Origin of the sequence: Cellulomonas sp. C5510 (assembly GCF_019797765.1) — a bacterium.
Lineage (GTDB): Bacteria > Actinomycetota > Actinomycetes > Actinomycetales > Cellulomonadaceae > Cellulomonas.
This window is the reverse complement of the sequence record NZ_CP081862.1, coordinates 3,718,087-3,735,376: the sequence shown is the minus strand read 5'-3', so window position 1 is coordinate 3,735,376 and position 17,290 is coordinate 3,718,087. Positions and strand designations below refer to the sequence as shown.

13 protein-coding genes are annotated in these 17,290 nt (G+C 75.9%); 10 read left to right on the top strand and 3 right to left on the bottom strand.

All coding sequences use genetic code 11. The features are described from left to right. Positions 1 to 977 precede the first annotated feature (977 nt). Positions 978 to 1,928: a prephenate dehydratase gene (gene pheA / locus K5O09_RS17170; RefSeq protein ID WP_222170675.1), complete on the top strand. Its 951-nt coding sequence runs from the start codon at positions 978 to 980 to the stop codon at positions 1,926 to 1,928. 20 nt (positions 1,929 to 1,948) lie between these two features. On the opposite strand, the gene K5O09_RS17165 is transcribed toward pheA, so the two are convergent. Further along, positions 1,949 to 3,106 carry a diacylglycerol kinase family protein gene (locus K5O09_RS17165; protein WP_222170674.1) on the bottom strand — a complete coding sequence of 386 codons (1,158 nt, stop codon included), beginning with the start codon at positions 3,104 to 3,106 and terminating at the stop codon, positions 1,949 to 1,951. Between the two features lie 128 nt (positions 3,107 to 3,234). Here K5O09_RS17165 and serS point away from each other — a divergent pair, with 128 nt between their 5' ends. The 7 genes from serS (at position 3,235) to K5O09_RS17130 (ending at position 11,192) form a co-directional block, all read left to right on the top strand. Next, positions 3,235 to 4,548: a serine--tRNA ligase gene (gene serS / locus K5O09_RS17160; RefSeq protein WP_222170673.1), complete on the top strand. Its 1,314-nt coding sequence runs from the start codon at positions 3,235 to 3,237 to the stop codon at positions 4,546 to 4,548. Further along, positions 4,545 to 5,357: an HAD family hydrolase gene (locus K5O09_RS17155; protein WP_222170672.1), complete on the top strand. Its 813-nt coding sequence runs from the start codon at positions 4,545 to 4,547 to the stop codon at positions 5,355 to 5,357. Before serS ends, K5O09_RS17155 begins: the two co-directional genes overlap by 4 nt. A gap of 120 nt (positions 5,358 to 5,477) precedes the next feature. After that, a complete protein-coding gene (locus tag K5O09_RS17150) occupies positions 5,478 to 6,500 on the top strand; it encodes a LacI family DNA-binding transcriptional regulator (RefSeq protein WP_222170671.1) in 1,023 nt (340 codons plus the stop codon). A gap of 101 nt (positions 6,501 to 6,601) precedes the next feature. After that, positions 6,602 to 7,990, top strand: coding sequence for an ABC transporter substrate-binding protein (locus K5O09_RS17145; RefSeq protein WP_222170670.1), 1,389 nt, complete (start codon positions 6,602 to 6,604; stop codon positions 7,988 to 7,990). A 99-nt stretch (positions 7,991 to 8,089) separates the two neighbouring features. Then, complete coding sequence (locus K5O09_RS17140) at positions 8,090 to 9,079, top strand: carbohydrate ABC transporter permease (RefSeq protein ID WP_222170669.1); 990 nt, start codon at positions 8,090 to 8,092, stop codon at positions 9,077 to 9,079. After that, a complete protein-coding gene (locus K5O09_RS17135; RefSeq protein ID WP_222170668.1) occupies positions 9,076 to 10,053 on the top strand; it encodes a carbohydrate ABC transporter permease in 978 nt (325 codons plus the stop codon). Before K5O09_RS17140 ends, K5O09_RS17135 begins: the two co-directional genes overlap by 4 nt. A 74-nt stretch (positions 10,054 to 10,127) precedes the next feature. Continuing rightward, the gene (locus K5O09_RS17130) at positions 10,128 to 11,192 is read left to right on the top strand and encodes a DMT family transporter (protein WP_222170667.1); all 1,065 of its coding nucleotides are present in this window, start codon (positions 10,128 to 10,130) and stop codon (positions 11,190 to 11,192) included. A 39-nt stretch (positions 11,193 to 11,231) separates the two neighbouring features. On the opposite strand, the gene K5O09_RS17125 is transcribed toward K5O09_RS17130, so the two are convergent. Together K5O09_RS17125 and K5O09_RS17120 are read right to left on the bottom strand one after the other, a co-directional pair. Then, positions 11,232 to 11,816, bottom strand: a complete 585-nt coding sequence (locus K5O09_RS17125; protein ID WP_222170666.1) for a bacterial proteasome activator family protein — start codon at positions 11,814 to 11,816, stop codon at positions 11,232 to 11,234. A 91-nt stretch (positions 11,817 to 11,907) separates the two neighbouring features. Then, positions 11,908 to 12,891: an NAD(P)H-quinone oxidoreductase gene (locus tag K5O09_RS17120; RefSeq protein WP_222170665.1), complete on the bottom strand. Its 984-nt coding sequence runs from the start codon at positions 12,889 to 12,891 to the stop codon at positions 11,908 to 11,910. A gap of 216 nt (positions 12,892 to 13,107) precedes the next feature. Here K5O09_RS17120 and K5O09_RS17115 point away from each other — a divergent pair, with 216 nt between their 5' ends. Both K5O09_RS17115 and K5O09_RS17110 read left to right on the top strand, forming a co-directional pair. Next, positions 13,108 to 16,995 carry a nitrate- and nitrite sensing domain-containing protein gene (locus K5O09_RS17115; protein ID WP_222170664.1) on the top strand — a complete coding sequence of 1,296 codons (3,888 nt, stop codon included), beginning with the start codon at positions 13,108 to 13,110 and terminating at the stop codon, positions 16,993 to 16,995. Next, positions 16,935 to 17,285, top strand: a complete 351-nt coding sequence (locus K5O09_RS17110) for a hypothetical protein (protein ID WP_222170663.1) — start codon at positions 16,935 to 16,937, stop codon at positions 17,283 to 17,285. Before K5O09_RS17115 ends, K5O09_RS17110 begins: the two co-directional genes overlap by 61 nt. The last annotated feature ends 5 nt before the right edge of the window (positions 17,286 to 17,290 follow it).

Below are 17,290 nucleotides of genomic sequence, written 5' to 3'. Positions count from 1 at the left end.
TGCTCGGCGCGGGTCGGCGCGGTGACGACGTCCGTCCCCGACAGGTCCGGGACCTCCTGCTCGGCGTCCGGGTCGGCGGTGCCGTCGGACTCGACCCTGCCACGGGTCTGGTAGCCCGGGTCGCGGACCGTCCCGACGTCCACGACGAGCAGGCGCGCGTCGGCGAGCGCGGCGGTGACGGCGGTCTCGAGCGCCCGCGCGTCCGCCGGCTTGCGCACGTGCGTCCCCACCGGCGTCCCGTCCGACCCGGCCAGGGCGATCGCCGCGCCGGGGCCGATGCCGGCGACCGGGACCCCCGCGTCCGCGAGCGTGTCGCCCAGCAGCCCCAGGCGCGAGGCGTACGAGGACGCGTCCGTCGCGGCGACGTAGTCCGCCCAGCCCGGGACGGCGCCGTTCGCGAGCGGGTCGCGCAGCGTCCGGCACGTGCCGTCCGGCACGCGGAGGTCGTCCGCGCGACCGCCCGCCGACACCGCGAGCCACCCCGCGCTCGGGCACGTGTACGACCCCACCGACCGGACGACGGTCGTGCCGAGCGAACCCTCCCGGGAGAGCTGCCACAGCGCCGGCGTCGTCAGCGAGCCGAGGTCGTCCCAGCGCAGGCCGGTCGCGCCGACGAGGACGACGGGGTGCTCGTCGTCGGCGGCGGCCGGGGCCGTCGTGCCGGTGCCGGCCACCGCCGGTGCCGGGGACCACCCCAGGGCCAGCACCAGCAGCGCCGCGAGCAGCGCCGCCACCCGGGCGGCGCGCGTCCCCCGGGGCGCCCGGGCGGCGGGCAGGGCGGCGGCAGGCGTGGGCAGGGGCACCGGCCCAGCGTACGGGCGCACTACGCTCGGGCGGGTCGCCAGGGCGCCCCCGGTCGGCACGTGCACGCCCGCCCCACAGCGTGCTCACGCCGTCCCCACGCGTCCCACGCGTCCGCCCGTCCCTGTCGCCCCGTCCGTCCCGCCGCACCGCCACCGCCCGACCCGGAGGTCCCCATGCCCGGTCGTCCCCGCTACGCCTACCTGGGCCCCGCGGGCACCTTCACGGAGGTGGCGCTGCGGCAGGTGGCGAGCCCCGAGGAGGCCGTCTACCTGCCGCAGCCCGACGTCGTCACCGCCATCGAGGCGGTGCGCTCCGGGGAGGCCGACCACGCGGTCGTCGCGATCGAGAGCACGGTGGAGGGCGGCGTCACCGCGACGCTGGACGCCCTCGCGGTGGGCACCCCGCTGGTGCTGCAGCGCGAGGTGCTGGTACCGGTGGGCTTCTCGCTGGTGGGCCGGCCGGGCGTCGCTCTCGCGGACGTGCGGCGCGTCGCCGCGCACCCGCACGCGTGGGTGCAGTGCCGCCGGTGGCTCGCGCAGCACCTGCCGGGTGCCGTCCACGTGCCGGCGGCCTCGAACACGGCACCCGCCGCCCTGCTGGCGGACGCGGGCGCCGAGGGGGCGCTGGGCTTCGACGCGGCGCTCGTGCCGCCGGCGGCGACGGCGCACTACGGCCTGGCGGCGCTCGCGGAGGGGGTCGCGGACAACCCGCACGCCGTGACCCGGTTCGTCGTCGTGGGCACGCCCGGCGCGGTGCCGGCGCCCACCGGCGCGGACAAGACGACCCTGGTGGTGCACCTGCCGTCGAACGAGGCGGGCGCGCTGCTGACGATGCTCGAGCAGTTCGCCGCGCGGGGCGTCAACCTGTCCCGCATCGAGTCCCGGCCCATCGGGGACTCGCTCGGCCGGTACTCGTTCTCGATGGACGCCGAGGGGCACATCGCCGAGGAGCGCATGGGCGAGGCGTTCATGGGGCTGCACCGGGTGTGCCCGCACGTGCGGTACCTCGGCTCCTACCCGCGGGCGGACGGGCAGGCCGCCGACGTGCACCTCGGGACGTCCGACGCCGACTTCCGCGGCGCCCGGGAGTGGCTGCGGTCGGTGCGGGGCGGCACGAGCGTCTGACGGGCGGGGTGCCCGGGCCGTCAGGCGCGCGCCACCCGCACGACGAGCGCAGCCGGGTCGACGCGCGCCGACAGCTCCGTCACGTGGCCGAGGACGTCGCCGTCGACCTGCACGTACTCGCCGCCGGCCACCGTGAGGTGGACCTCGCGGGCGCGGGTGTGGTCGATGCGGCCGATCTTGGCCGGGAGCTGGTTGCGGACGCCGACCCCCTGCAGCACGACCTCCCCGAACAGCTGGGCCCAGCCGGCCACCCCGCCCCGGGTGTCGATCGCGGCGATGTCGAGCCAGCCGTCGTCGAGCTCGGCATCGGGCAGCAGCGTGATCCCGCCGGGCAGGCGCCCGCAGTTCCCGATCAGCAGCGAGCGGACCCGGGCGTTCGCCGGCGGGGCGTCGTCGAGCCGCAGCACGGTCCGCAGCCGCCGGCCGTGCAGGTGCTTGATGCCGGCGACGAAGTACGCGATCCAGCCGACCCGCGCCTTGAGCTCGTCGTCCGCGTCGGCGACCATCGCCGCGTCGAAGCCCAGCCCGGCGATGACGAGGAAGATGTGGTCGCGGGGGACGTCGGTGTCCGCGGGCAGCTCGTCGGCGGCCTCCGCGATGTCGTCGTCCACCAGCGACTCGTACCGGATCACGCGGAGCCAGCCGACGTCGATGGTCCGGTCCGTGCCGTCGAGCGCGATCTGCAGGGCCGCCAGCGGGTCGCCGAGCGGGATGTCGAGGTTGCGGGCCAGGAGGTTGCCGGTGCCGACCGGGACCAGGCCCATCGGGACGCCGGTCCCGACGAGGGCCTCGGCGACCGCGCGCACCGTCCCGTCGCCGCCCAGCGCGACCACGACGTCCGCGCCCCGGGCCACGGCGTCCCGCGCCTGGCCGATGCCCGGGTCCTCCGGGGTGGTCTCGAGCCAGAGCGGCTCGGGCAGGTACTGCTCGGCGCACGCCCGGCGGACGGTCGCGCGCAGGTCCGGCACGCCCGGCTTGGACGGGTTGGCGACGAACGCGACGAGCGGGGGCTGCCGGTCCGGCTCGTCGCGTCCGCCCGTCGGGGTGCCCGGGGCGGGGGCGGGGCGCCCGGCCCCGGTGCGTCGCGCGGCGCCGCCCCGCCACGCGGCCACCGCGACCCCGGTGGCCACCACCGACAGCACGAGAGCGGTGACGGACAGCCAGGCTTCCCAGGTCATGCGAGGAATCTACGGCGCGGCGCCCGGTCGCGCCCACGCTCCGGCCCGGTCCGCGCCGGAGCGGGCGCGGACCGGGCCGGTCGGGGCCGGCTCCGCCGGTCGGGGCCCGCGGTCGGTAGGCTCGCCGTGTGATCGATCTGAAGCTGCTGCGCCAGGATCCGGACGTCGTGCGTGCGAGCCAGGTGGCCCGCGGCGACGACCCCGGGCTGGTCGACCAGGTGCTCGACGCCGACGCCCGCCGCCGCGCGGCGCTCACCGACTTCGAGACGCTCCGTGCCGAGCAGAAGTCCCTCGGCAAGCAGGTCGCGTCCGCGCAGGGCGACGAGAAGCAGGCGCTGCTGGCCCGCGCGAAGACGCTCGCGGAGCAGGTGAAGGCGCTGCAGGCCGACGCGGAGGCGGCGGACGCGCTCGCGACCGAGCTCGCGCGGCGGATCGGCAACGTCGTCGAGGAGGGTGTGCCCGCCGGCGGCGAGGACGACTACGTGGTGCTGCGGCACGAGGGCACGCCGCGCGACTTCGCCGCCGAGTACGGGCCGGACTTCGCGGTGCGGGACCACCTGGAGCTCGGCGAGGGGCTCGCAGCGATCGACACCGAGCGCGGCGCGAAGGTCTCCGGCGCGCGGTTCTACTACCTCACGGGCATCGGCGCCCGTCTGGAGCTCGCGCTGCTGAACGCGGCCGTGGACCGGGCGCTGGCGGTGGGCTTCACCCCGGTCATCACGCCGACCCTGGTGAAGCCGGAGATCATGGCGGGCACCGGGTTCCTCGGGGCGCACGCGGACGAGATCTACCGGCTCGAGGCCGACGACCTGTACCTGGTGGGCACCAGCGAGGTGGCGCTCGCGGGCTACCACTCGGGGGAGATCCTCGACCTGTCGGCGGGGCCGCGCCGGTACGCGGGCTGGTCGGCGTGCTACCGGCGCGAGGCCGGGTCGTACGGCAAGGACACCCGCGGCATCATCCGCGTGCACCAGTTCCACAAGGTGGAGGCGTTCTCCTACACCACCGTCGAGGACGCCGCGGCGGAGCACCGGCGCATCCTCGGCTGGGAGGAGGAGATGCTCGCGCTGGTCGACCTGCCGTACCGCGTCATCGACACCGCGGCGGGCGACCTCGGGTCCAGCGCCGCACGCAAGTTCGACTGCGAGGCGTGGCTGCCGAGCCAGCAGCGCTACCTCGAGCTGACGAGCACGTCCAACTGCACGACGTTCCAGGCCCGCCGTCTGGGCGTCCGGGAGCGCACGGCGGACGGCGAGGTCCGCCCGGTCGCGACGCTGAACGGCACGCTCGCGACCACGCGGTGGATCGTCGCGATCCTCGAGAACCACCAGCAGGCGGACGGCTCGGTCCGGGTGCCGGAGGGGCTGCGGCCGTACCTCGGCGGCCTGGAGGTCCTGGAGCCGGTGCGGGCCGCGGCGGCCGCGGGGGGCGGGTCGCGATGACCCACCCGCGCACCGTGGCCGGCACGCTCGTCGCCCTGGACGTCGACGGCACGCTCATGACCTACGACGGCGTCGTCTCGGACGACGTGCGCGCGTGTGTCGCGTCCCTGCGGGAGGCGGGCGCCCACGTCGTGCTCGCGACGGGCCGCGCCGTCCTGGCGACCGTCCCGGTGGCGCGCGACCTCGGCATCGACGACGGCTGGCTGGTGTGCTCGAACGGGGCGGTGCTCGCACGGGTCGCCCCGGAGCGGCCGGAGGGCTACGAGGTCGTCGAGCTCACGACGTTCGACCCCGAGCCCGTGCTGCGGGTGCTGCAGATGGAGCTGCCCGATGCGTTCTTCGCGGTGGAGGACCTGGGGCGCGGGTTCCTGGTGTCCCGGCCGTTCCCGGACGGCGAGCTGACGGGGGAGCAGCGCGTGTCGACGTTCGAGGAGCTGTGCGCGAGCCCGGCGACGCGTGTCGTCATCCGCGACCCGGGCAGCACGCCCGAGGAGTTCCACGCCCTGGTCGAGCGAGTGGGCCTGCACCAGGTGTCGTACGCGGTCGGCTGGAGCGCGTGGCTGGACCTGACCCCCGGTGGCGTGTCGAAGGGCAGCACGCTGGAGGAGCTGCGCCGGCGGCTCGGCGTGGAGCCGTTCGCGACCGTCGCGGTCGGCGACGGGGGCAACGACGTCGAGATGCTGCGCTGGGCGGCGCGCGGGGTGGCCATGGGGCACGCGCCCGACGCGGTGCGGCAGGCGGCGGACGAGGTCACCGGCACGATCGCGGACGACGGCGTCGTCGCGGTGCTGCGCAGCATCGGCCACTGACACCGCCGGCCCGTGTCGGCGGACGCGGCCCCGGCCGTCCTGCGGCGCGGCAAAAGCGGTAGCGCTCCCACGGGGTCGCACGGTGGACCGGGCACGGGCCCGCGGAGCACAATCCCCGCCATGGCGCACGGCATCGTCGACGTGGCCCGGGCAGCCGGGGTGTCCACCGCGACCGTGTCGCGCGCCCTGCGGGGCCTGCCGAACGTCACCGCCGCCACGCGCGAGCGGGTGCGCCGGGCCGCGGACGAGCTCGGCTACGTGCCGTCGCCGTCGGCCGCGTCGCTCGCCTCGGGCCGGACGCGGACGATCGGCCTCATCACGCCCTGGGTCGCGCACTGGTTCTTCGCCCACGTCATCGAGGGCGCGGAGCGGGCGCTGCGGGTCGAGGACTTCGACGCCCTGCTCTACACGTTCGAGCTGAGCCGCGACGTGCGCCGGCTGCGCGTGGACCCGGACGTGCTGCGGCGGCGGGTGGACGGCGTGCTCGTGGTCGGCCTGCCGCTCGAGGCCGAGGAGGTCGCGGCGCTGGAGGACCTCGGCTACCCGCTGGTGTTCGTGGGCGCGGGGGCACCGGGCCGGGTCACGGTCGGGCTGGACGACGTGGCGACCGCGCGCACGGCGGTCGCGCACCTGGCGGACCTGGGGCACCGGACGATCGCGCACCTGTCGGGCGAACCCGACGACTGCCTGCCCTGGTCCCCGGCGGTGCGGCGCGCGGCCGGCTGGCGCGCCGAGATGTCCGCCCGTGGCCTGGCGGTCGAGGGCCTGGAGGTGCACGGGCACTTCGACGTGGCCGGGGGGCGGGCGTCGATGCACGCGCTGCTCGACCGCCGCCCGGACGTCACCGCCGTGTTCGCGGCGTCGGACGAGATGGCGATGGGCGCGATCCTCGCGCTGCGCGACCGGGGCCTGCGGGTGCCGGACGACGTGTCGGTGGTGGGGGTCGACGGGCACGAGATGGCCGAGCACCTCGACCTGACGACGATGGCGCAGAACGCGCACGACCAGGGCGTCACCGCGGCCTCGATGCTGCTCGAGATGATCACCGGCGCGCCGGTGCCGCGGGAGGTGCTGTTCCCGACGACGCTGGTGGAGCGCGGGTCGACCGCCCGGGTGCGTGACCAAATCGTGACCGGTCCGTAGCCCGGAACCGGTTGTGCACCGGCCATGTAAACGCTTGCATAGGGAGCACGGACCGGGCGTACCCGCCCCGGTCGGCAACCACGACGAGGTGGAGGCACAGCATGACCAGGATTCGTCGACGCCGGGCAGGCGTCGTCGTCGCCGGCGGGCTCGGGTTCGCGCTCGCGCTGACGGCATGTTCCGGGGGCGACTCGGGCGACGAGAGCACGGGGGGCAGCGGCGGGGACACCGGCGCGTCGTCCGAGATCGACTGCTCCGCCTACGACGAGTTCGGCGACCTCGACGGCACCACGGTGACCGTCTACACGTCGATCGTCGAGCCCGAGCAGAAGACCCAGGAGGACTCGTACACCCCGTTCGAGGAGTGCACCGGCGTCACGGTGGAGTACGAGGGCTCCCGTGAGTTCGAGGCCCAGCTGCTGGTCCGCATCCAGGCCGGCAACGCCCCGGACATCGCGTACCTGCCGCAGCCCGGCCTGCTGAAGACGATCGTCCAGGACTTCCCGGACGCGATCGTCCCGGCGCCCGACGCGACCGCGGCCAACGTGGACGAGTTCTTCTCCGAGTCGTGGAAGGACTACGGGTCGGTCGACGGCACGTTCTACGCGGCCCCGCTCGGCGCCAACGCGAAGTCGTTCGTCTGGTACTCGCCGGCGATGTTCGAGGACGCCGGGTACGAGATCCCGGAGACCTGGGACGACATGATGGACCTGTCCCAGCAGATCGTCGACGCCGGTGCCATGCCGTGGTGCGCGGGCGTGGAGTCCGGCGACGCCACCGGCTGGCCGGGCACCGACTGGGTCGAGGACGTCATGCTCCGCACCGCGGGCCCGGACGTCTACGACCAGTGGTACTCGCACGAGATCCCGTTCAACGACCCGCAGGTCAACGAGGCCTTCGACACGGTCGGCGAGATCCTCAAGAACCCCGACTACGTGAACGCGGGCCTCGGCGGCGTGGACTCCATCGCCACCACCCCGTGGACGGACGCGGGCTACCCGATCCTCGACGGCACCTGCTGGATGCACCGCGCGGCGAACTTCTACGCCACGCAGTGGCCGGAGGGCACCGAGGTCGCGCCGGACGGTGACGTCTACGCGTTCTACCTGCCGACCAACCAGACCGACATCAAGCCGGTGCTCGGCGGCGGTGAGTTCGTGGCGGCCTTCAACGACCGTCCCGAGGTCCAGGCGTTCCAGACCTACCTGTCCTCCGCGGACTGGGCCAACGCCAAGGCCAAGGCCACCCCGATGGGCGGCTGGGTCAGCGCCAACAACGGGCTCGACACCGAGAACCTCGCCACCGACTTCGACAAGCTGTCGGCCGAGATCCTCTCCGACCCCGACGCCGTCATCCGGTTCGACGCGTCCGACCTGATGCCCGGCGAGGTGGGTGCCGGCACCTTCTGGACCGGCATCGTCAACTGGCTGACGGGCTCCTCCACCGAGGAGGTCACGGACGCGATCGAGGCCTCCTGGCCGTCGTCCTGACCTGCACGGTCGACATCACCTGATCGGCAAGCGGCCTGCTCGGCCGGCCGGGGGTCCGCCCCGGCCGGCCGGGCAGGCCGACGTGGCTCGGAGGGGCACATGGACTGGCTGACGCAAGCATCGACGCCTGGCGAGAAGTTCGCCCTCATGGGGTTCGCCATCGTCCTGTTCGTCGTCGTGATGGGCGCGATCCTCTTCCTGGTGGACCGCCCCAAGAGGATCCCGCGCTGGGTGGTGGCCACGGCGTTCGCCGGGCCGGCGCTGCTGCTGCTGGCCTTCGGGCTGGTGCGGCCGGCGATCATCACGTTCTGGAACTCGTTCTTCGACAAGCGCGGCAACGAGTTCATCGGGCTCGACAACTACCAGCGCGCCCTGACCGAGGGGCAGTTCCAGAACGTCCTCGTCAACACCGCGATGTGGGTCGTGCTCGTCCCGCTGCTGTCCACCGGCATCGGTCTGGTCTACGCGGTGCTGGTGGACCGGACGCGGTTCGAGAAGCTCGCCAAGGCGCTCGTGTTCGTGCCCATGGCCATCTCGATGGTGGGCGCCTCGATCATCTGGAAGTTCGTCTACGAGTTCAAGCCGAACCAGCCCGGGGTCAAGCAGACGGGTCTGCTGAACCAGGTGCTGGTGTGGATCGGCCTCGAACCCCAGCAGTTCCTCATCAACTCGCCGTGGAACACCATGTTCCTCATCGTCGTGATGGTGTGGATCCAGACCGGTTTCGCGATGACCGTGCTCTCCGCGGCCATCAAGGCGATCCCGGACGACATCGTCGAGGCCGCGCGCCTCGACGGTCTCGGCGGCATGCGGATGTTCCGGTACATCACCGTGCCGTCCATCCGCCCCGCGATGGTCGTCGTGCTGACCACCATCGCCATCGGCACGCTCAAGGTCTTCGACATCGTGCGCACCATGACCGGCGGGCAGTTCAACACCCAGGTCATCGCGAACGAGTTCTACACGCAGTCCTTCCGGCAGAACAACCAGGGCCTGGGCGCCGCGCTCGCGGTGATCCTGTTCATCCTGGTGATCCCGATCGTCATCTACAACGTGCGGCAGCTGCGGAAGGCGGAGGAGATCCGATGACGTCCACACCCCCGCCCCCTGTGGTCCCCACGGCCGCCGCCATCGACGAGGCGGCCTCGGGAACCGGCTCGACGTCAGTCGGCTCGCGCCGGCTCAGCCGCCTCGAGCGCCGGGCCATCGCCACCAAGGGCAAGCTGTCGTCGCCCTGGGCCTCGTTCGCGGCGATCCTCATCGCGGTCCTGTGGACGATCCCCTCGATCGGCCTGCTCGTCACGTCGTTCCGGCCCGAGCTCGACATCCGGCGCTCCGGCTGGTGGACGGTGTTCGGCGGGCTGTTCTCCGGTGACGCCGAGTTCACGCTCGACAACTACGACCAGGCGCTGTTCGGGTCGGGCGCGGACCTGGCGACGTACTTCGTCAACTCGTTCGTCATCACGCTCCCGGCCGTGGTCATCCCGATCACGATCGCGCTGCTGGCGGCGTACGCGTTCGCGTGGATCGACTTCAAGGGTCGCGAGTTCCTGTTCGTCGCCGTGTTCGCCCTGCAGATCGTCCCGCTCCAGGTCGCGCTCGTCCCGCTGCTGCGCGACTACGTGAGCGTCGGCGTCGAGGGGTCGTTCTGGACGGTGTGGCTGTCGCACTCGATCTTCGCGCTGCCGCTGGCGATCTTCCTGCTCCACAACTTCATGAAGGAGATCCCGTCGTCGCTCGTCGAGGCGGCGCGGGTCGACGGCGCGGGCCACGTGAAGATCTTCTTCCGGGTGCTCCTGCCGCTCCTGGTGCCGGCCATCGCGGCGTTCGGCATCTTCCAGTTCCTGTGGGTGTGGAACGACCTGCTCGTCGGCCTCACGTTCGCCAACCCGACCTCGCGGCCTCTGACGGTGGCGGTCGCCGAGATGGCGGGCACCCGCGGCGGCGACTGGCACGTGCTCACGGCCGGCGCGTTCATCTCGATGGTCGTGCCGCTGATCGTGTTCATCTCGCTGCAGCGGTACTTCGTCCGCGGCCTGCTCGCGGGGTCCGTGAAGGGCTGACGCGACGACGCCCCGGTGCGCACGTCCGCACCGGGGCGTCGTGCTGCCCGAGCGGTGCGTAGAGTGCGACGTCGATGCGCGCGACGACGGAGGGGACGCCCTCGGCCCCCGGGGAGCCGGCCGCGCCGGGGTCGCGGACGGACGCCGGCCCGGGCGGCACGGGTGGCGACGGCGCGGGCGGTGGCCGCCTCGGCGGTGGTCCGGGCGGTGCGCTCGCCCGGGTCCCGGCGCCGGCGCTGTTCCTCGTCTCCGGCCTCGCGCAGTACGGCGGCGCCGCCCTGGCGGTGGCGCTGTTCGCCGTCGTCCCGTCCCCCACCGTGGCGTGGCTGCGGATCGCGGTCGCGGCGCTCGTGCTGCTCGCGTGGCGCCGGCCGTGGCGCGCGCGCTGGACCCGCGCGGACCTCGGCGCGGCCGCGCTGTTCGGGGTGGTGCTCGCCGCCATGAACGTGACGTTCTACGTGGCGATCGACGTGCTGCCCCTGGGCACCGCCGTGGCGATCGAGTTCATCGGCCCGGTCGCCGTGGCGGCCGTCACCGGGCGGACGTGGCGGGAGCGGCTCGGCATCGTCGTGGCCGCGGCCGGCGTCGTGGCGCTGGCCGGCGTGGAGCTGAGCGGCGGCGGCGAGGACAGCCTGCGCGGGCTCGTCGCCATCGGCCTGGCCGCGGCGTGCTGGGCGGGCTACATCGTGCTCGGGCGCCGCGTGGCGCAGGGGAGCGCCCGCCGGCCCGCCGGGGCGGACGGGGAGGTCGGCGCCGCCGCGGCAGGCACCTCGCCTGCACGGCCCGACGGGATCACCTCGCTGGCCGTCGGCATGACCACGGGCGCCCTCGTCGGGGCGCCGTTCCTCGCCGCGCCCTCCGCGCCCGTCCTGCACGACGCGCGCCTGGCGCTCGCCGTGCTCGGCATCGCCGTGCTGTCGTCCGTGGTGCCGTACGCGATCGAGCAGGTGGTGCTGCGCCGGGTCACCGCCGCGACGTTCGCGGTCCTGCTCGCGATGCTCCCGGCGACGGCGGCCGTGGTCGGGGCGGTCGCCCTGCGGCAGTGGCCGCACGGGTGGGAGGTCGTCGGGCTGGCGTGCGTGTCGGTGGCGATCGTCCTGACCGCGACCCGCCGCGACCCGGGCCGCGCGGACGGCTGACGTCGCGGGCCGCTCGGGCCGCTCGGACCGGCCGGCGGCCTAGAGGTACTGACCGGGTCCGGGGTCGCCCGTGGGGCCGCCCGCCGCGCCGGGCACGCCCGGGCCGCCCGGCACCGGCCGCCCGCCCGGCAGGGCCCGCCGCATCTGCGTGAGCTGCGCCTGCGCGGCCATCTGCTGGGCGACCAGGGCGGTCTGGATGCCGTGGAACAGACCCTCGAGCCAGCCGACGAGCTGGGCCTGCGCGATGCGGAGCTCCGCGTCGCTCGGGGTCTGCTCGTCGGCGAACGGCAGGGTGATGCGGTGCAGCTCGTCGATGAGCTCGGGGGACAGGCCGTCCTCCAGCTCGTGCAGGGACCGCTCGTGCACCTCGGCGAGCCGCGCGCGTGCCGCCTCGTCGAGCGGGGCGCTGCGCACCTCCTCGAGCAGCTGCTTGATCATCGTGCCGATCCGCATGACCTTCGCCGGCTGGCCGACGACCGCGGCCGGGTCCTCGGTGGCGTCGTCCGCCGGGCCGGACGGGCCGGACGGGCCGTCCGTCGCACCGGGTGCCTGCTCCGCGCCGGGGTCGTCGCCGCCGAGCACGACGATGCGCGGGTTCCGGCCGGGGACGCTGGGCTCGCTCATGCCGCCATCCTCTCGCGCGTGGCCCCGCCCGGCACGCGCCCCGCGCGCCGGACCCACGGGCGCGGGCGCTCGGGCGATCGCGGTCCGGCCCTCAGACGGTGAGCACGACCTTGCCGAACACCTCGCCGGAGTCGAGCAGGCGGTGCGCGTCGCCCGCCCGCTCCAGAGGCAGCCGCGCGTGGACCACCGGTCGCAACCGGCCGTCCGTCAGCAGCGGCCAGGCGTGCGCGCGGACGTCGGCGACGATCCGGGCCCGCTCGGCGACCGGGCGGGACCGCAGGGTCGTGCCGATGACGCTGGCGCGCCGGGCGAGGAGCAGGCCCAGGTCGATCTCCCCGCGGGTGCCGCGCTGCGTGCCGATGACGACCAGGCGCCCGCCCGTGGCGAGCGCCCCCAGGTTCGTGGCGAGGCCCCCGGCCCCCAGCACGTCGAGCACCACGTCCGCGCCGTGCCCCCCGGTGGCCTCGCGCACCGCCTGGCCCACGTCGGTGGCGCGGTGGTCGACGACGGTCCGGGCGCCGAGCTCCCGGCAGCGGGCAGCGCGGTCGGGGCCGCCGGCGGTGGCCACGACGTGCGCCCCCAGCGCGGCGCCGAGCTGGACCGCGACGGATCCGACGCCCCCGGAGCCGCCCTGGACGAGCAGCGTCTCGCCGGCACGCAGCCGCCCCGCGTCCACGAGGTTCGACCAGGCCGTGCACACCGCCTCCGGCAGCCCGGCGGCGTCGACGAGCTCGATCCCCTCCGGGACCGGCAGCAGCAGGCCGGCGGGCACGGCCGCGGCCGTCGCGTACCCGCCACCGGGCAGCAGGGCCGCGACCCGGGCGCCGAGCGGCCAGGCGGCGGCGTCGACGCCCGGGCCGTGACCGGCGACCTCGCCGGAGATCTCGAGCCCCGGCCAGTCGGGCGCGCCGGCGGGCGGCGGGTAGTGCCCCTGCCGCTGCAGGACGTCCGCGCGGTTCACGCCCGCGGCGGCGGTGCGGACCAGCACCTCGCCCGGGCCGGGCACCGGGTCGGGGCGGTCCGCGACCGCGAGCTGCTCCGGACCACCCGGACGGACGACCTCCACGACGCGCACCCGCCCAGGCTACGCACGGGACGGGTGACCGCCACCGGCCCGCCGGGCGGAGCGGGTCACCCGTCCGGGCGACCCCGGCACGTCTCCCGCGCCCCCGGACCGGGAGCAATCCGCCCGGAGCCCTCATGTCCGCCCCTCGGCGCGCCGATGCATGTCGGACGGGGGGCGCCGTCACGGGCCCCCGCGGGCGACCAGGGACTCGGGAGGCAGGTCGACATGCTGCGCAGGCTCGGCATCCGCGCCAAGGTGCTGGCGGTCCTCGCGGTGCCCGTGCTCGTCCTGCTGCTCGCCGCGGGGTACATCGCCGCGCAGTCCGTCGCCGAGGCCCGGACCGCGGCGACCGTCCGCGACATCGTGGCCACCCTGCCGCAGTACTCCCGCGCGGCCGAGGCGCTGCAGCAGGAGCGCACCCTGTCCGTGCAGCAGGCCAGCGACAGCGCGCTCGGCGGCAACCTCACCGTGTCGCGCTCCGCGACGGACGACGCCGTGGCGGCGCTGGGCGTCGCGCTGCGGTCGGTGGACCTGTCCGGGCTGGACGCGCGCGTGGCCGACGCGGTGAAGAACGCGAGCAACCAGCACACCCGCCTCATCGAGATCCGCGACCGCGTGGACGCGGGCTCCATCCCGCCCTCGCTGGTCGACAGCAACTACACCGACATCGTCCGGGCGGACAACCAGGTGCCCGTCACGGTCGCCGAGACGCTGTCCGAGCGGTCCCTGGCGAGCCGCATGTCGGCCTTCGGCGCGGTCGCCGACACGATCGAGCAGGTGCTGCGCGCCCAGCCGGTGGCCGCCGAGGTCATCGCGACCGACGGTGCCGACGGCGCCCAGGTGCGCGAGCTCTCGTCCCTGTTCGCCGTGCAGGACCAGGCGCGCGACGACGCGCGGTCGATCACGAACACCCTGCGTCTGCCCGGCCTGCAGCTCGCCTCGCGCGACGCCGACCTGACGGCGATGCAGCTCGCCCTGGAGTCGGGGAACCCGGCGACGATCGCCGAGGTCGACGCCACGCGGTGGAACTCGCTGGTGAACGCCGAGCTCGCGGTGCTGCGCCCCGTCGCGTCGCAGGTCCTCACCGCCGCGGGCGACCGCGCCGACACCATCGCGAGCCAGGCCCGGGAGCAGGCCCTCATCACCGGCGGCATCGCGGCCGTCGCCGCCGCGCTGTCGATCCTCATCGCGCTGGTCGTCTCCCGCGGGATCGTCGTCCCGCTGCGGCGCCTGACCGTCGCGGCCGGCCAGGTCCGCGAGGAGCTGCCGCGCCTGGTCGAGCAGGTGGCGGTGCCCGGCGAGACCCCCGACCTGACGCTGGCGAACCTGCCCGTGGAGTCGCGGGACGAGGTCGGGCGGCTCGCGCAGGCGTTCAACGACGTCAACGCGACCACCATCGAGGTCGCCCGCGAGCAGGCGGCCCTGCGCGGGTCGATCGCCGAGATGTTCGTCAACGTCGCCCGTCGCGACCAGGTCCTCCTCGGCCGCCAGCTGGCGTTCATCGACTCCCTCGAGCGGTCGGAGGAGGACCCGGCGACGCTGGCGAACCTGTTCCGCCTCGACCACCTCGCCACCCGCATGCGCCGCAACGCCGAGTCGCTGCTCGTGCTCGCCGGCATCGACTCCGGCCGCCGCCTCCGCGAGGCGATGCCCCTGTCCGACGTGGTCCGCACAGCGTCCTCCGAGATCGAGCAGTACGACCGGGTGCAGCTCGACCTCGGCGCCGACCCGCTGATGCACGGGTTCAACGCGCTCGCCGCGGCGCACCTGCTCGCGGAGCTGCTCGAGAACGCCACCCTCTTCTCGGAGCCCGGCACGCCGGTGCTGGTCGCCACGGCGGTCGAGGGCGACCACGTCGTGGTGCGCATCGCCGACCAGGGCCTCGGCATGGCCCCCGACGAGCTGTCCGCGGCGAACACCACGATCCGGTCGACGTCGCCCACCGAGGCGCTCGGAGCCCAGCGGCTCGGCCTGTACGTGGTCGCCCGGCTGTCGCAGCGCCTCGGTGCGCGGGTCCGGCTGGAGCGCTCCCGCTCCACCTCGTCGTCCGGCACGCTCGCCGTGGTCGAGTTCCCCGTCGCGCTGTTCACGGCCCACGACCCGGCGCTCGCCGGCGGGCTCGCCGGGCCGCAGCGTGCCGCCGGGCCCGAGACGGGCGCGCTGCCGGTCGCGGAGCCGCCCGTCGCCGTGCCCGTCGACCTCGCCGCGCTGACCGACGGCGCGACCCCCACGGGCCTGCCGCGCCGACGCACGCCGGGCGCGTCGCCCGACGGGGCGCCCGCCGAGCAGGACGTGGTGCTGCCCGCGCCCGCCGAGGCGACCCTGGCCCCCGAGGTGGCCGCGGAGGCGGGCGGCTGGACGCCGATGGTCGCACCGAGCGGTGCTCCCGCCGCGCTCCCCAGCCGCGGCCCGGCGCTGCCGACCCGCGGCCCCGCCGCGGGTGGAACCGAGACCCCCGGTGCCGGCGAGGACCGGACGGTCGCGGAGCGGATGCCCGCAGCCCCGCGCGGCGGTCTGTTCGCCGGCTTCCGCGGACGTGACGCGCTCGCCGCCGGCGGTGCGCCGGTGACCGCCGGTCCCGGCCCGGACGGACTCGCTCCCGGCACGGCCGCGGAGCCCGCGGAGGAGTCGTCCCCGCAGGACGTCCCCGCTCCCGGGTGGCCCGCGGACGTCCCGGGAGACGACGGTGCGGCGTCCGCGTGGCCGCGGGCCGACGTCCCCGCGGTGGTGGACGACCCCGCTGTCGCCGCCCCCGCGGAGCCGGAGCCGCTCGTGGTCCCCGGCCTCGTGCCCGACGACCCGGCGCTCGACTCGCAGGTCTGGGCCGGGACGGCGTTCGCGCCGCCGGACCCGTCGCGCTGGTCCGACGAGACGCAGGTCCTCCCGCCGCAGGACACCCCGCCCGCGACGACGCCGGCCCGGGGCGACGTGCCCGGCGCCGCGTGGGACGTGGAGCCCGCCTGGCGGTCGGGGGAGCCCGAGGCGTTCCTGGGCTCCGGAGCGGTTCCCGCCGCGCCGGAGCCGTCCACGCCGTCCGTGCCGGACCTGGTGGCGTCGGATCCGTTCCCGCCGAGCCCGATCGCGCCGGATGCGTTCCTGCCGGACGGGCCCGCGACGGACGGCGCCCTGCCGGGTGCGTTCCTGCCGGACGGGCCCGCGACGGACGGCGCGGCGCCGGGTGCGTTCCTGCCGGACGCGCCCGTCGCGCCGCCCGCCCTGCCCGACTTCGCGGAGCTCGTGCGCGGCGACGACCCGGCCCCGCCCGCCGAGCGGCCGCGCCGGCAGCGCGCCCGACGCTCGTTCTTCTCGCTGCGCCGCCGGCGGGAGGCACCCCCCGCCTCGCCGGCTGCGGCCGCACCGGCCACGTCCGCTCCCGTCGCGTCCCCGGCCGAGCCGGCGCCGGCAGCACCGGCCGTCCCCGCGCCGGCCGCGTCCCCGGCGGCTCCTGCCCGGCGGTCCGCCCGTGGCGCGCACGCCGCCCCGGAGCCCCCGCACAGCAGCCCGGCGACGCCGCGGGGGCCGCGCCCGGTGCGGCCCCCGCCCCGGGAGGCGCCGCCTGGCTGCCCGCCGCGGGGTGGCACCCGCTCGACACGCCGACCCCCGACGACGCGGCGCCCGCCGGTGCGTTCCCCGTCGACCCGTTCCTCGCCCCGTCGTCGCCCGCCGCGGACGCCCACGGGCACGATGCGGCGCTGCCCGCCCCGGTCGCCCCGGCCGGGCCGGTGCCGCTGCCCGGCCCGTCCGCCGGCCCCGCCGACCTCGCCCCGCCGCTGCCCGACCTCGCGCCCGTCGCGGCGCAGCCCGACGCCGACGGCGAGGTCGCGTGGTCGATCGCCCCTCCGGCCGACGACGCCGGACCGCTCCTGCGGCGGACGCCCGGTGTGGTCCCGCCGCCCGCCCCCGAGCCCGTCGCTGTGCCCGCCGGCGAGCGCCGTCCGCCGCGGGACATCAGCACGTGGGCGTCGGCCTGGTCGCCGCAGGGCCCGGGCGGTCCGCAGACGACGGCGTCCGCGCAGTCCGGCGGCCCCGAGGGTGCCCGGCGGCAGGGTGGCATGGACCCGGAGGCCGCCGCGATGCTCGCCCTGCGAGCCGACATCCAGGAGCAGGCGTTGAGCGAGCTGAGCCAGCTGTCCGCGTACCGGCCGAAGATCGACGCGCGGCCGGCCGGGGAATCGCTGACGCGCCGCGTGCCGACCTCGATCCCGGCAGCCCCCGAGCTGTCCGCGCCCGAGCCGGGCCGGGCGGCCGCGCGGGACGCCGACGGGCTGCGTGACCGCCTGTCGAGCTTCCAGTCCGGGACCCGCCGGGGCCGTCGTGCCCTCGCGGCTCCTGACGCGGACGGCGAGCCGTCGCCGTCCGCCGCCACCGACCAGCAGCCCGTCCCGCCGTCGCCGTCATGGTGACACCC

What these genes read in the sequence shown, in the direction of transcription:
- pheA (WP_222170675.1), top strand. Translation starts at nt 978, where the DNA reads ATGCCCGGTCGTCCCCGCTACGCCTACCTGGGCCCCGCGGGCACCTTC.
- K5O09_RS17165 (WP_222170674.1), bottom strand. Translation starts at nt 3,106, where the DNA reads ATGACCTGGGAAGCCTGGCTGTCCGTCACCGCTCTCGTGCTGTCGGTG.
- K5O09_RS17155 (WP_222170672.1), top strand. Translation starts at nt 4,545, where the DNA reads ATGACCCACCCGCGCACCGTGGCCGGCACGCTCGTCGCCCTGGACGTC.
- K5O09_RS17150 (WP_222170671.1), top strand. Translation starts at nt 5,478, where the DNA reads ATGGCGCACGGCATCGTCGACGTGGCCCGGGCAGCCGGGGTGTCCACC.
- K5O09_RS17145 (WP_222170670.1), top strand. Translation starts at nt 6,602, where the DNA reads ATGACCAGGATTCGTCGACGCCGGGCAGGCGTCGTCGTCGCCGGCGGG.
- K5O09_RS17140 (WP_222170669.1), top strand. Translation starts at nt 8,090, where the DNA reads ATGGACTGGCTGACGCAAGCATCGACGCCTGGCGAGAAGTTCGCCCTC.
- K5O09_RS17135 (WP_222170668.1), top strand. Translation starts at nt 9,076, where the DNA reads ATGACGTCCACACCCCCGCCCCCTGTGGTCCCCACGGCCGCCGCCATC.
- K5O09_RS17130 (WP_222170667.1), top strand. Translation starts at nt 10,128, where the DNA reads ATGCGCGCGACGACGGAGGGGACGCCCTCGGCCCCCGGGGAGCCGGCC.
- K5O09_RS17125 (WP_222170666.1), bottom strand. Translation starts at nt 11,816, where the DNA reads ATGAGCGAGCCCAGCGTCCCCGGCCGGAACCCGCGCATCGTCGTGCTC.
- K5O09_RS17115 (WP_222170664.1), top strand. Translation starts at nt 13,108, where the DNA reads ATGCTGCGCAGGCTCGGCATCCGCGCCAAGGTGCTGGCGGTCCTCGCG.
- K5O09_RS17110 (WP_222170663.1), top strand. Translation starts at nt 16,935, where the DNA reads ATGGACCCGGAGGCCGCCGCGATGCTCGCCCTGCGAGCCGACATCCAG.